Genomic DNA, 13,704 nt, shown 5'->3' on the forward strand with positions numbered 1-13,704 from the left:
GTGGGTGGCGGCGGACGGCGCCTCAGGCCTCGTGGGTGGCGACGATCTCGCGCTTCTCGGCGAAGTGGCAGGCGCTCGGGTGATCCGACCCGTCCCGCACCTGCAGTAACGGGACCTGCTCGGCGCAGACGTCCTGCGCCTTCCAGCACCGGGTCCGGAACCGGCAGCCCGAGGGCGGGCTGATCGGCGAGGGGACGTCCCCGGTCAGCCGGATGATCGCCTTGCTCGACCGCAGCGTCGGGTCCGGCACCGGCACCGCGGAGAGCAGCGCCTGGGTGTACGGGTGGGTCGGCCGCTCGTAGATCTCGTCCTCGGTCCCGATCTCCACGATCTTGCCGAGGTACATCACCGCCACCCGGTCGGAGAGGTGACGCACCACCGACAGGTCGTGGGCGATGAAGACGTACGACAGGCCGAGCTCGCCCTGCAGCTTCTCCAGCAGGTTCATGACCTGGGCCTGGATCGACACGTCCAGGGCGGAGACCGGCTCGTCGCAGACGATGACCTCGGGGCGCAGGGCGAGCGCCCGGGCGATGCCGATGCGCTGCCGCTGACCGCCGGAGAACTGGTGCGGGTACCGGTTGATGTGCTCCGGGTTCAGGCCGACCAGGTCCAGCAGTTCCCGGACCTTGTCCCGCCGGCTGCCCTTGGGTGCCACGTCGGAGTGGATCTCGAACGGCTCCCCGATCAGGTCACCGACGGTCATCCGGGGGTTCAGCGAGGTGTACGGGTCCTGCATCACCAGTTGGATCTGGCGACGCAGCCGACGCAGCGCCGGTCCGGAGAGCTTGGAGATGTCCTGGCCCTTGTAGAGGACGCTGCCGGAGGTCGGCCGCTCCAGGTTCATCAGGACCCGGGCCAGCGTGGACTTGCCGCAGCCCGACTCGCCGACCAGGCCCAGGGTCTCCCCGGCCTTCAGCTCGAACGAGACACCGTCGACGGCCTTGACCTGACCGATGGTCTTCTTGAAGACCACCCCCCGGGTCACCGGGTAGTGCTTGACCAGGTCCCGGATCTCGAGAATGTTCTCAGTCACGGTTCACCAGCTCCTCGGCGAAGTGGCATGCGCTGGCCCGGCCCGGGGCGATCTGCAGCAACGGCGGGAGTTCCTCCCGGCAGACCGGCTGGGCCATCGGGCAGCGCGGGTTGAACGGACAGCCCGGCGGGATCGCCATCAGGTTCGGCGGCAGGCCCTTGATCGTCCGGAGTTCCTGCCCCTTCTCGTCCATCCGGGGAATCGAGTCGAGCAACCCCAGGGTGTACGGGTGCGACGGCTTGGCGTACAGGTCGTACACGTCGGCTTCCTCGACGATCCGGCCGGCGTACATGACAGCGATCCGGTCCGCCACGTCGGCGACCACCCCGAGGTCGTGGGTGATCAGGATCATCCCCATCTGCCGTTCCCGCTGGAGTTCGGCGAGCAGGTCCATGATCTGGGCCTGCACCGTCACGTCCAACGCGGTGGTCGGCTCGTCGGCGATCAGCACCTCGGGGTCCAGCGCCAGCGACATGGCGATCATCGCCCGCTGGCGCATACCGCCGGAGAACTGGTGCGGGTACTGGTTGAACCTGCTCTTGGCGTTGGGGATCTTGACCTGGTCGAGCATCTCGATGGCGCGCTTCTTGGCGTCGCGGCGGCTCATCCCCCGCCGGAACCGGAACTGCTCGGCGATCTGGAACCCGACGGTGAAGACCGGGTTCAGCGCGGAGAGCGCGTCCTGGAAGATCATCGCGATGCCCTCGCCGCGGAGCTTGCGGCGCTCCTCGAAGGACATCGCGAGCATGTCCCTGCCGTGGAAGCGGACCTGGCCGCCGGTGACGAACCCGGGGGGCGTGTCGAGGATGCCCATGACGGTCTGCGCGGTGACGCTCTTGCCGGAGCCGGACTCGCCGAGCACGGCGAGGGTCTCCCCCGCGTCGACGTGGTACGTCACCCCGTTGATGACCTTGGCGATCCCGTCCCGGGTACGGAACTCCACCCGAAGGTCGTCGACCTCCAGGAGACGCCCCGACGGGCGGTCGCCGGCCCCCGGCGTGGACTGCTCGGACACGAGAATGTCGGACACTGGATCTCCCCTAGCGGAGTTTCGGATCGAGGGCCTCGCGGACCGCCTCGCCGAGCATCACGAAGCTCAGGACGGCCATCACGAGGAACCCGGCGGGGAAGAAGAGCAGATACGGCGAGACGCGGATGTAGTTCTGCGCCTCACTGATCATGATTCCCCAGGAGACGACCGGGCTCCGCAGACCGACACCGAGGAAGGACAGGGTCGCCTCGGCGCCGATGAAGGACCCGACCAGGATCGTCCCGTAGACCAGCAGCGGCGCCAGACAGTTCGGCAGCAGGTGCTTGAAGATGATCCGGGAGGTGCTCGCCCCGAGCGCCCGCGCCGCCACGATGTAGTCGGCCTCCTTGGTGGCCAACACCGAGGAGCGCATCAGCCGCATGGAGACCGGCCAGCTCAGGACCATGAGGGAAAGGACCACCAACCCCATGATCTGCCACTCGTTGTTGTTCGACCCGACACCGTTGAACGTGGTCAGGATGACGATCGCACCGAGCACGAACGGCAACCCGAAGAAGACGTCGGCGATCCGGGAGAGCAGGGCGTCCACCCACCCGCCGACGTAGCCGGCGATGACCCCCATCATCCCGCCGAAGAGCAGGGTCCCGGCCACAGCGGTCAGCGCCACGATGATCGAGGCACGGGCACCGTAGATCACCCGGGCGTAGACGTCGCGGCCCTGCACGTCGTAGCCGAACCAGGCGTCGGCGGAGGGCTTGACCTGGCTGTTGCTCAGCGCGCCGTTCACCGCGTCCTTCGAGGTGAACAACCAGGGGAACGCCGCCATCAGCAGGAAGACCAGGATCAGGGCGGCGGAGATCCAGAACAGCGGCTTGCGGCGCAGGTCCATCCAGGCGTCCCCGAGCAGGCCGCGCGGCTTCTCCTTGCGGGCGTTCTCGGGCAGCCCGGCGTTCGTGGGCGCGCCGGAGCCAGCCTCCGTCGGCTGGTGCGACGGAGGTGTGGAGACGATGGATGCGGAGGTCGGGTCGCTCATGCCGTCACCTCGCTGACCAGGTCGGCGCGGACGCCGACGACACCGGTGTGCTCACTGCGCTCGGTCGGACCCGCCACCTCGCCGCCGTCGACCCCGGTCGGGGCGGCGCGGCGCGCTGTGGTGCCGGGTGCCACGTGGTTGCGCTCACTCATAGCGGATCCTCGGGTCCAGGGCGGCGTACAGCAGGTCGACCAGCAGGTTCATCAACAGGTAGATGACCACCAGGACCACCACGATGGAGACCACGGTGGAGCTCTCCTTGGTGGTGATCGACCGGTAGACGACCTGGCCGATGCCGTTGATCCCGAAGATGCCCTCGGTGACGATCGCGCCGCCCATCAGGGCGCCGAGGTCGGTGCCGAGCAGGGTGACCACCGGGATGAGGGAGTTGCGCAGCAGGTGCACGCCGACCACCCGGCGCATCGGCAGACCCTTGGCGATGGCGGTCCGGACGTAGTCGGCCCGGCGGTTCTCCGCGATGCTGGTCCGGGCCAGCCGGGCGATGTACGCCATGGAGGCGCTACCGAGCACGAACCCGGGTAGGAGTAGTTCGCTCAGTGGCATGCTGCTGGAGACCGTCGGTCGGACGATGCCCCACTGCACGCCGAGCAGCCACTGCAGGACGAAACCGATGACGAAGATCGGCAGGGCGATCAGGAACATCGTGGAGACCAGGACCAGGTTGTCCAGGAAGCCGTTGCGCCGCAGACCGGTCAGCACGCCGGCGGTGAGGCCGATGATCGCCTCGATGGCCAGGGCGACGAGCGCCAGCTTCAGCGTGTTCGGGTACGCCGCGACGATGATGTCGTTCACCGACCTGCCGCCGAACGTCTCTCCGAAGTCGCCCTGGAGCAGGTTGCGCATGTAGTTCGCGTACTGCACCAGCAGCGGCTGGTCGAGCTGGTACTTCTCGGTCATGAAGGCGACGTACTGCTCCGGGCAGCGCCGCTCGCCACACTTGCCGGCGAACGGGTCACCGGGCACCGCCCAGACGAGCCAGTAGATCAGGAACGTCGTCCCGATGAAGACGGGCACTAGTTGAAGCAACCGCCTCAACAGGTAACGGCCCATGGGTGGTCCTCCCAGACAGGGGGGTGTCGGGTATACCCGACACGGTGGTGACTACGCGCGGTGCCGCGGTGGTGCTCCGCGCGGAACGGCCCCGGGCCGGACTCACGGGTGTGTGAGCCCGGCCCGGGGCTTTGACCGCCTCGGATCAGAGCTCGACGCTGGTGATGTCGAGCTCGCCGACCGCCGTCACCTCGAGCTTCTTGATCTTCTCGGAGTGTCCGGCCTGGTTGGCGTAGTAGTAGATCGGCAGGCTCGGGACGTCCTGGTCGATCAGCTTCACGGCCTCGGCGAACTTGGCGTGCGAGGCGTTCAGGTCAGCCTGGCCACCCGCGTCCTTGGCCAGCGCGTCCACCTGCGGGTTGCTGTAGCCACCGTCGTTGGACGAACCACCGGTCACGTACAGCGGGTTGATCCAGTTCTCCACGTCCGGGTAGTCCTGCTGCCACGCGGCGCGGTACGGACCCGTCATCTTGCCGGCGTTGATCGCCTGACGGAAGACCGCGAAGGTCGGCATGCCCTCGGCGCGGGCCTCGATCCCCAGGGTGGTCTTCACCTGCTGGGCGACGGCCTCCATCCACTCCTTGTGGCTGGAGTCGGCGTTGTAGTAGAAGACCATCTCGCCCTCGAAGCCACCGGCCTCGGCGAACAGCTTCTTGGCCTCGTCCGGGTTGTACGTGCAGACGGTGCAGTTGCCGTCCACGGTGCCCGGGGCGAGCGGGTTGGCCCAGCTGGTGGCCGGCTTCCGGGTACCGAAGAAGATCTTGTCGACGACCTCCTGCCGGTTGATCGACAGCGAGACGGCCTTACGGAGCTTGACGTCCTGGAAGCGCTCGTCGTAGATCGGGAAGGCGATGATGCCGGTGATCGGGGTGGTCGTGCTGATCGCCCGCTCGCCGAGGTCGTTCTTCCAGCTGTCGCCCGCCAGCGCGGAGACCGGGACCTGCTCGACCCAGTCGAGGTTGCCCGAGACCAGGTCGGCGTAGGCGGCCGACTCGTCCTGGTACAGCTTGACGTCGACGTCCTTGATCTTCATCTTGTCGCGCAGGTTGTAGTCGTCGAAGCGCGTCAGCTTGATGAGGACGTCGTCCTCCCAGGAGACGAACTTGACCGGACCGTTACCGATCGGGCTGCGTCCGAACTCCTCGGGCTTCTGGGTGAAGAACGCGTCCGGCAGCGGGCTGTAGGCGCTGTAGCCGAGCTTGGTCGGCCAGACGGCGGTCGGCGCGTTCAGGGTGACCTCGAAGGTCCAGTCGTCAACGACCTTCAGGCCGGACATCTTGTCCGCGGTCGGCTCGGGGGCCTTCTGCGGGCCGTCCTCGTCCGGGTCGGGCTTGTTCACGTCGCTGAAGCCCTGGATGTCGGCGAAGAAGCTGCTGTTCTGCGCGCCGTTCGGCGAGTACGCGGCCCAGTTCCAGGCGTCGACGAAGTTCTTCGCCTTCACGACGGTCCCGTCGTGGAACTTGGTGTCCTGCTTGATCTTGACGGTGAAGACCTTGGAGTCGGTGGTCTCGATCGACTCCGCCACCGCGTTCCGGGGGGCACTGCCGTCGTTGGGGTACTCGACCAGGCCGGTCCACATCCAGTCGATGACCTTGCCGCCACCGGTCTCGGTGGTGTTCGCCGGAACCAGCGGGTTCTCCGGCTGGACGCCGTGGATGGTGATCGCGCCGTCGGCGCTGTTACCGCCTTCGCCGCTGTCGCTGTCGCTCGAGCAGCCGGACGCGACGAGCGCGAACGCCGCGCCCACCGCGACGACGCTGCTCGCCCGCTTCGAGACTCTCATTACGAGGGGCCTCCTCTTTCTCACCTGGTTCCGCGTGGGTTTCACGCACGTGTGGGGGTGATTGGCGTCCGGTAGGCCCATTACCACACCGAGCGCCGGATCACCGCTGGAAATCGGGGCACCCCCTGATGCACCGATCCGCCGGGCCACCGACCCCGTCGCATGCGACGCCGCACAGAACAGCAGGCCACGAAGCGCTTCGATCAGCAGCGTCCGCGGCCGGCAGGTCAGGCAGGGCGCCTCACGCGAGGGGGCGAGGTGCTGCAACTGTGACACCTACCGACGGGTTCCGTGAAGGCGCCGTTATCAAGACGTTAGTTGGCCGCCACGTCGTCGATACTTGAAAAAAGATCATGAAATACCCCAGATCCAGCATCCTGACCTGGCAAAACTCGGTCAGAACGGGCCTTCGACGGGCACCTCGCACCCCCTCCGGGTCACACCGGCTCCTGAGGCGTCGCCAACGGCAATCGGGGCCGACCGACTCGAAGTTCAACCGTACGGACGATGATTGTCGCGCCGACAGGACATCGCACCCGCGCCGGGAGGGTGACCGGCAGCGCACCGAACGGTGACCCCGGGTCGCCGGACATCCTGCCAACAACGTGGGCTTCCTCACCAGGTCAGGGACCACCGCCGATGCATGGGGCGCGCCGGTCGGCGAGGGATGCCGCCCGGTGGACAGCGGGCGGGGCCGGTCGCCGACGTCACCCGGACCGCCCGGGACGTGGAAACAGTCCGGCCCCGGCACCGCGCGGTGGCGGTGCCGGGGCCGGATGCAGCGGGTGGCCGAGCCACCCCACCGGTCAGGCGGTGAAGCGGACCTTCCGGCGGCGCAACACCAGCACGGTGATCGCACCCACTGCGAACAGCAGGACTCCGATGCTGGCGGCCACCGCGATCGGCGAACCGGTGAGCGGGAGGTTCCCGCCGCCGCTGACCGGGGAGGTCGACGGGGCCGGGCTCTCCTGCGGGGTGGAGGAGGAGGGCTCCGGGCTCTCCACCGGCGGGGTCGTCGTCGACTCCGACGGCGACGGGGAGGGGGACGGGGACTGCGGCGGCTCGCTCGGGGTCGGCGAGGACGGCGTCGGCTCGGGGGCGGGGGTGAAGACCGCGCCGGCCTCGGCGGTGAGCTGCGAACCGGTGCTGCCACCGAGGATCAGCTTCTGGTAGCGGTTCTTGCCACCGGCGAAGAGGAAGACCCGGCCGAAGGAGACCGAGTCCTCGGCGGTGAGGGTCACCGTCACCTTCCCGACGCCGTCCCGGTTCAGCCAGAAACGCCCCTCGTTGGCGGTCGTGGTGACCGGCTGCCCCTCGGCGTCGACAGCGCTGCCGCCCTCGACCCGAAGCGCGATCTCACCGGCGGGGCCCCGCACCGTGAACGGTCCCGCCTTCTCGCCGACGGCCACCTCGGCGGCCCGGGGGTCGACGCTCAGTTCGGCCTCGGGCTCCGGCGCGTCGGTGGCGTTGGCGATCAGGTAGTCGTACAGCTTCTTGATCGCCCGGTACTCGACGGGCCTGGTGAGATTCGGACGGTTCGCCCGGTCGGCGAGCCGGACGTTGTCACTGAAGTGCCAGATCGCGGTCTGGGTGCCGAAGTACAGGACGGTCTCCTTACGGAAACCGGTCTCCGGGACCTCGGCACCGGCCGCGGCGAGCAACGCGTCGCCGTCGACGTTCGGATACCCGTGGGTGAGCACCCACTGCACCTTGGCCAGGTTCTTCACCTGGGACTCGTCCCAGGTGCCCTCCTGGTAGTCCCCGTCGAGCGCGACCGGGGTGTGGAAGTCGATGCAGAAGACCGGCACCTTCCTGCCCTCGATCTCCAACTCCAGGGCGGAGGTGGTCTCCGGCCGGCTGTTGAGCTGGAGGACGACCTCCGTCCCCGGCTTCTCCGTGGCCCGGCCGGTGACCGGTCCCTCGGCGGCGGCCGGACCGGCCACCCCGAGCGCGAGTGCGCTGCCGACCACGCCCGCCACCGCGAGCCGGGCCCAGCGCCGTCCTCGTCGTCCGAACATCAGATCGCGTACCTCTTCCCCAGGGGTGACCCGTCGGGCGGGTGACCGGAAGCCAGGCGTTCTCGCGGGTATGGGACCACCCGTGTCCGAGAAACGTGACGGGGAATTATCAGCCGACGACCGTACAGTTGTCAGCCCCGCCGGGAGAGGAATTCGACCTTTGCCCTGATTGGTGCCGGGAAAATGTCAGACCAGTCGACGGTCGGCGGCCCACCGTGACAGCTCGTAGCGATTCGACATCTGAAGTTTCCGCAGCACGTTGGAGACGTGCGTCTCCACGGTCTTGATGGAGATGAAAAGTTCCTTGGCGATTTCCTTGTACGCGTACCCGCGCGCTAACAATCGGAGAACCTCACGCTCACGGTTGGTGAGCTGATCCAGTTCCGGATCGGTGACGGGAGTGTCCGACCGGGACGCGAATGCGTCGAGTACGAATCCGGCCAACCGGGGGCTGAACACGGCGTCGCCGTCGGCCACCCGACGGATCGCCGCCGCCAACTCGTCGGGTGCGATGGTCTTGGTGACGTACCCCCGGGCACCGGCCCGGATCAGCCCGATCACGTCCTCCGCCGCGTCCGACACGCTCAGCGCGAGGAACCGCACCTGCGGGTGGGTACGCCGCAACGTCTCCAACACCGCCCGCCCCCCGCCGTCGGGCATGTGGACGTCGAGCAGGACCACGTCCGGCGCCGTCACCGGGATCCGGCCGACCGCCTCGGCGACGGTGCTCGCCTCGCCGACCACCTCCACGTGGGCGCCCAGCTCGGCCCGGACCCCGGCCCGGAACATCGCGTGGTCGTCGACCAGGAACACGCGCAGTCGTTCGCCCTGGGTGCTCGCCGGCCCGGCCGGTTCCATCGGCTGCTGGTCCATGGTCAACTGTCCCTCTCCACCGTCGACGAGTCCTTGGCGATCGGCATGATCAGCCGGACCTCGGTTCCTTCTCCCGGAGCGGTACGGATCTCCGCCCGACCGCCGTGACGCTTCATCCGCCCGACGATCGAGCCCCGGACCCCGTGCCGGTGATTCTCCACGGTATCCAGGTCGAACCCGGCACCCCGGTCCCGGACGAAGACGCTGGCCTGCTCGGGTTCCACCTCGGCGTACAGGGAGACGGTGCGTACGCCGGCGTGGCGGGCCGCGTTGACCATCGCCTCCCGGGCCGCCGCCACCAGTGCGGAGACCCGTTCGTCGGTCTCCCGGTCCCCGACCACCACCACCTCCACGGTGATCGCGAAGGTGTCCTCGACCTCGGCGGCGGCCTCCTCCAGGGCTGCGGCGAACCGCTCGTGGGGGGAGGCGGTGGGCTTGTACAGCCAGCTGCGCAGGGAGCGCTCCTGCCCCCGGGCCAGCCGCTGGACGGTGGTCGTGTCGGCCGCGTTGCGTTGGATCAGCGCCAGGGTGTGCAGCACCTGGTCGTGGATCATCGCCGCGAGTTCGGCCCGCTCCTGCTCCCGGATCCGCCCCTCCCGCTCGGAGCGGAGCTGGTTGAACGTCCGCCACAGCATCGGGGCGGCGACCACCCCGACCCCGGCGAGCCCGACCAGGGCGAAGATGACCCCGTTGAGCACCGCCTCGAAGTTCTGGGCGGGCGAGTAGACCGCCGCCACCCCGATGATGCCGACCGCGACCAGCAGCCCTCCGCCGATGAACCGGAGCACGAACGCCCGACGGTCGCTCTCCTCCACCACGGCGTTGAGCCACGGCACCGGTATCGCCTCGCCCCACTCCCACCGGCGCTCCGGTGCGGACTGGTGCCAGATCACCCCGGCCCCGACGGCGATGATCGCCACCAGCCAACCGGCGGTACCGGCCGCCCCGACCGAGTTGAAGACCATCATCTGCAGGAGCAGGACACCGAGGCCGATCACCACGAACGGCAGCAGCTGACCGAATCCCCGCCGGGGCGGTACGGCGGTGTCCCCCGGCCGCACCGGGACCACCGCCCAGAACGCCGCGTACAGCAGGAGACCGAACCCGTTGAGCCCGAGCAGGATCATGAACGCGATCCGTACCCGGACCACCGGGAGACCGAGATGATCGGCGATGCCGGCCGCCACACCGGCGGCCAACCGGCGCTCCGGTGCCCGGTAGAGGCGGGGTGGCTGGCTGACGGCGTTGATCGGAACTCCCTGGTCAGGGCGGGACGAGCGGGTGCCGGTCGAGAACGGGGCCGACCGGTCGATCGTCACACGTCGTCAGCCCGGTCGACCACGGGGACGCCCCGGACATTGTCGGGTCCTCTTCTCAGGGTGGGCTCAGGGTCCGGTCCCGGAGGTGGTCCGCGCCGTCGCGGAGCAGGATCGGGAGTATGACCGAGGAAGCTGCGCCGTCGTTCCGTCCCGGGTCGGCGTCGACCGGGCCGGAGCCGGACACCGGATCCCGGGTCGCGCCGCCGCAGGCGGGCACCCCGCCCGAGCCCGACCCCACCGGGTTCCCCGGTCCCCCGCCACCGCCACCCGGCAACGCCGGCCCCCCACCGCCACCCGGCCCCGCCGGTCCGCCACCAACACCCGGCCCCGCCGGTCCGCCACCCGGCACCGCCGGTCCCCCGCCGCCGCTCGGCAGCGCCGCCTTCACCTCGCGGTACGGCCTGGTCCGGCCACGCGACGGGCGGTACCTGGCCGGGGTCTGCGCGGCGATCGGTAGGGCCACCAACACGGATCCGGTGCTGTGGCGGGTCCTGCTCGCCGTGCTCGGGTTCTTCGGCGGGATCGGCATCCTGGTCTACCTCAGCGCCTGGCTGATCATCCCGGGTGAGGGGGACACCGCCTCCCCGGTCGAGTCGATGCTCGGGCGGGGTCGGTCGAGCATGTCCCCGGTGACGGTGATCGTGCTGAGCATCGTGGTCGCGGTGATCTTCACCTACATCGTCACCGACGCCTTCACCGCCGTACTCCTCGGTGTGGCGATCCTGGTCGGCGGGGCGCTGCTGCTCAACCGGGAACGCAACGGTGCGCCGGGCCGCTCCCACCCGCCAGGCGGTCCGCCGCCGTTCGGGGCTCCGCCGACGGACGGGACGGCACCGTTCGCAGTGCCGCCGTACGCGACGGTGCCGGTGGCCGTCCCCCCACACCACGCGATGCCGGACGCCCACGCCGCTGCCGGGGTGGGGGCGGTGCCTCCCGGCGTGCCGCCGCGTACCGCCGGGCAGCACTTCGCCGGGCCGGTGGGTGGCGGGACCCTCCCCGCCTGGCCCGTCGTACCCCCGGCCGTGGCGTCGCCCGCTCCCGCACCGCCGACCCCGCCGCCCGGGTCCGAGACGACCACGGCGTCGGCCGCACCCTCGTGGGGTCCGGGTGCCGTCGGGGCCGGTTACCCGCCGGTTCCGCCGGGCGGCTACCGGCCGCCGTTCGCACCCCACGGGCCCTACGGCGGCCCTCCGCCACCACCGGTCCCGCCCGGACCGCCGCAGGCGGCACCCCGTCCACCGAAGCGACCCCGGGAGCGGTCCCCGCTGGGGGCGGTCACCTTCTCCCTGATCTTCGTCGCCCTCGGCGTGCTCGCCGTGCTCGACCTGCTCGGCGTCGTGTCGGCCCGGCCGTCGGCGTACTTCGCGGTGGCCCTGGCCACCATCGGGGTCGGGCTCCTGGTCGGCACGTGGTTCGGCCGCGCCCGGTGGCTGATCGCCCTGGGCCTGGTCGCCACCGCGGCGCTCGGGGTGGTCACGGTGGGCGAGTCCTGGCAGCGGGTCCGCACGTACGACGGGAACGTCACCTGGACACCAGCCGACCACACCGAACTCTCCGACCGGTACGAGCACTTCTTCGGACGCGCCGTACTCGACCTGCGTGCCGTCGACTTCGACGGCCAGGACAGCCAGGTAACCGTCTCGATCAATTTCGGGGAGGCCATCGTGCACCTGCCCTCGGACGTCGACGTCACCGTGATCAGCGACGTACGCGCCGGTGAGGCGGACATCCTCGGCCAGCGCACCAGCGGGGTCGACAACCGTGACCGAAGGGTCCTCGACTCGGGCGTGGACGGCTCCGGCGGCGGGGCGCTGACCCTGTACGTCAACGTCAAGGCCGGACACCTGGTGGTGACCCGATGAGGACCCACCGTACGGATCTCGTCTCGCTCGCCTTCGGACTGATCTTCCTGGGCATCGCGGTCTGGTGGCTTGTCGCCCAGCTGGTCGGGTTCGTCGCTCCGGCGGTCGGCTGGTTCGTCGCCGGGGCGTTGCTCCTGGTCGGTCTGCTCGGCCTGGCGGGTGCGGTACGCGCGGCCCGGTCGCCGAAGACCGGGCGTACCGCACCCGACGGACAGACCACCCCCGACGGGGAGACCCCGCTGGACGGGTCGGCCCTGCCGGACGTGACCGTGGGGCAGTCTCTCGTCGACGGCCGGGACGCCCCACCGATCGGGCGGGACCGGGCCCTCGACTGACCACAGCGGTGTGGTCGGCACCGGACGGCGCTTATGCTGGCCGGGGGAGATCTCCCCCGCCCCGTGGGTCCGTGTCACCGCGTCACGCCGCGATTGCCGTTCGCTACCTCGTCAGGAGCCCGTTCGAGATGACCCAGTCCCCCGCCGTGCCCGCCGCCGGCCGGCCCGGCCCGGTCCGCATCGGCGAGCGTGCCGCTCGTACCCTCGTCACCGAACTCGCCCGCCACAACGACCCCAAGCCCGCGCTGCTCGTCGGCGCGGACCCGGAGTCCGCGGCGCTCGCCGCAGCGTTCGACGCGCTGCTGCCGGGTGACGTGCTCACCGTCGTCGCGGCTGCCGGGTCGACCGCCGCCGACCTGCGCCTGCACGTCGAGACTCAGGGTCGGTGGATCGCCGACCGGGTACGCGTCGTGGAGTCCCTCGGCGAGGCCGACACCGCCGAGGTGATCATGGTTGCCGAGCCGCTCACCGGCACCGCCGACGAGGCCCGGGCCACGATCGAGGGCCTGGGCAAGCTGCTCGCCGAGGGTGGAGTGATCACCGTGGCGACGCCCGCCCTCCCGGGCCGGACCGAGGGCGCGGCGGCGGAGCTGGAGCGCCAGAGCGCGCTGTTCGGCGTCGGCACCGACCTGGTGCTGCGCAACAAGCCTCCGGTACGGATCCACCGGCTGCGGTTGACGGTGGCGGAGGTGGCTCGGGCCGCCCGGCTGGCCCCGGCCCACCGGCCGTCCAGCGTCCCGCTGACCCGGGGCATGCACATCGACTCCAACGGGGTGGCCGCGGCCGGCATCGCCCTCGGGTTGGCCGGACTGGCCCGGGTGACCCGCCCGAAGTCGAAGCTGTGGCTGCTGCCGGCGCTGGCCGCGCTCCCGGTCGCCGCCTTCTTCCGCGACCCGCAGCGGGACGTGCCGGAGGACCCGTCGGCGGTGGTCGCCGCCGCCGACGGTGAGGTCCTGTCGGTCCAGCGGCTCTACGACGAGCGGTTCGGCGACGGCGAGTGGCTCCGCGTCGCGGTCTTCCTGTCAGTGCTCGACGTGCACGTCAACCGCTCCCCGGTGGCCGGCAAGGTGGCCGACTACTTCGTCGCCGACGGCGGGTTCGCCAACGCGATGAAGCCGGAGGCCGAGCACAACGTCGCGGCGTACACGGTGTTGGACACCGACCACGGAACCGTGGTGGTCGCGCAGCGTACCGGCCTGATCGCCCGGCGGATCGTGCAGCGGGCGCCGATCGGGTCGCTGCTGGCCCGGGGCGAGCGGTTCGGACTGATCCGGTTCGGCTCGCGGACCGACGTCTACCTTCCGGCCGACGCGGCGGTGCCGCTCGTGGGTCCCGGTGACCGGGTGGCCGGCGGATCCACTGTCATCGCCCGCTGGCAGTAGT

The 13,704-nt window shown here is 70.2% G+C and carries 11 protein-coding genes and 1 pseudogene; 3 read left to right on the forward strand and 9 right to left on the reverse strand.

The window, feature by feature from the left end:
- Positions 1–22: 22 nt before the first annotated feature.
- The 9 genes from WHN02_RS01100 to WHN02_RS01140 all read right to left on the reverse strand — a co-directional run bounded on the left by WHN02_RS01100 (position 23) and on the right by WHN02_RS01140 (position 10,055).
- On the reverse strand, positions 23–1,036 hold the full coding sequence (locus WHN02_RS01100) for an ABC transporter ATP-binding protein (RefSeq protein ID WP_350899596.1): 1,014 nt from the start codon (positions 1,034–1,036) through the stop codon (positions 23–25).
- Entirely contained in the window at positions 1,029–2,051 is a 1,023-nt protein-coding gene (locus WHN02_RS01105) for an ABC transporter ATP-binding protein (RefSeq protein WP_434744118.1), read from the reverse strand. Before WHN02_RS01105 ends, WHN02_RS01100 begins: the two co-directional genes overlap by 8 nt.
- Positions 2,052–2,076: 25 nt before the next feature.
- Entirely contained in the window at positions 2,077–3,060 is a 984-nt protein-coding gene (locus WHN02_RS01110) for an ABC transporter permease (RefSeq protein WP_434741665.1), read from the reverse strand.
- Positions 3,057–3,212 (reverse strand): hypothetical protein, encoded by a 156-nt coding sequence (locus WHN02_RS01115; RefSeq protein ID WP_434741666.1) that lies wholly within the window; start codon positions 3,210–3,212, stop codon positions 3,057–3,059. Before WHN02_RS01115 ends, WHN02_RS01110 begins: the two co-directional genes overlap by 4 nt.
- Positions 3,205–4,131, reverse strand: a complete 927-nt coding sequence (locus WHN02_RS01120; RefSeq protein WP_434741667.1) for an ABC transporter permease — start codon at positions 4,129–4,131, stop codon at positions 3,205–3,207. Before WHN02_RS01120 ends, WHN02_RS01115 begins: the two co-directional genes overlap by 8 nt.
- Positions 4,132–4,276: 145 nt before the next feature.
- The gene (locus WHN02_RS01125) at positions 4,277–5,914 is read right to left on the reverse strand and encodes a peptide ABC transporter substrate-binding protein (protein ID WP_434741668.1); all 1,638 of its coding nucleotides are present in this window, start codon (positions 5,912–5,914) and stop codon (positions 4,277–4,279) included.
- An 806-nt stretch (positions 5,915–6,720) separates the two neighbouring features.
- The gene (locus WHN02_RS01130; protein WP_434741669.1) at positions 6,721–7,932 is read right to left on the reverse strand and encodes a thioester domain-containing protein; all 1,212 of its coding nucleotides are present in this window, start codon (positions 7,930–7,932) and stop codon (positions 6,721–6,723) included.
- Between the two features lie 186 nt (positions 7,933–8,118).
- On the reverse strand, positions 8,119–8,805 hold the full coding sequence (locus tag WHN02_RS01135; RefSeq protein WP_434741670.1) for a response regulator: 687 nt from the start codon (positions 8,803–8,805) through the stop codon (positions 8,119–8,121).
- A gap of 2 nt (positions 8,806–8,807) precedes the next feature.
- Complete coding sequence (locus tag WHN02_RS01140; RefSeq protein ID WP_434744119.1) at positions 8,808–10,055, reverse strand: PspC domain-containing protein; 1,248 nt, start codon at positions 10,053–10,055, stop codon at positions 8,808–8,810.
- 188 nt (positions 10,056–10,243) lie between these two features.
- On the opposite strand from WHN02_RS01140, the gene WHN02_RS01145 reads away from it, so the two are divergent.
- The 3 genes and pseudogenes from WHN02_RS01145 (at position 10,244) to WHN02_RS01155 (ending at position 13,703) form a co-directional block, all read left to right on the forward strand.
- The gene (locus WHN02_RS01145) at positions 10,244–11,986 is read left to right on the forward strand and encodes a PspC domain-containing protein (protein ID WP_434741671.1); all 1,743 of its coding nucleotides are present in this window, start codon (positions 10,244–10,246) and stop codon (positions 11,984–11,986) included.
- Positions 11,983–12,234, forward strand: a pseudogene (locus WHN02_RS01150) (hypothetical protein); the annotation flags it as partial. The gene WHN02_RS01145 and the pseudogene WHN02_RS01150, both read left to right, overlap by 4 nt.
- Before the next feature lie 215 nt (positions 12,235–12,449).
- Entirely contained in the window at positions 12,450–13,703 is a 1,254-nt protein-coding gene (locus WHN02_RS01155; protein WP_434741672.1) for a phosphatidylserine decarboxylase, read from the forward strand.
- The last annotated feature ends 1 nt before the right edge of the window (position 13,704 follow it).

The sequence above is a fragment of the Micromonospora sp. SH-82 genome (assembly GCF_051132485.1).
In the GTDB taxonomy this organism is placed as follows: Bacteria; Actinomycetota; Actinomycetes; order Mycobacteriales; family Micromonosporaceae; genus Micromonospora.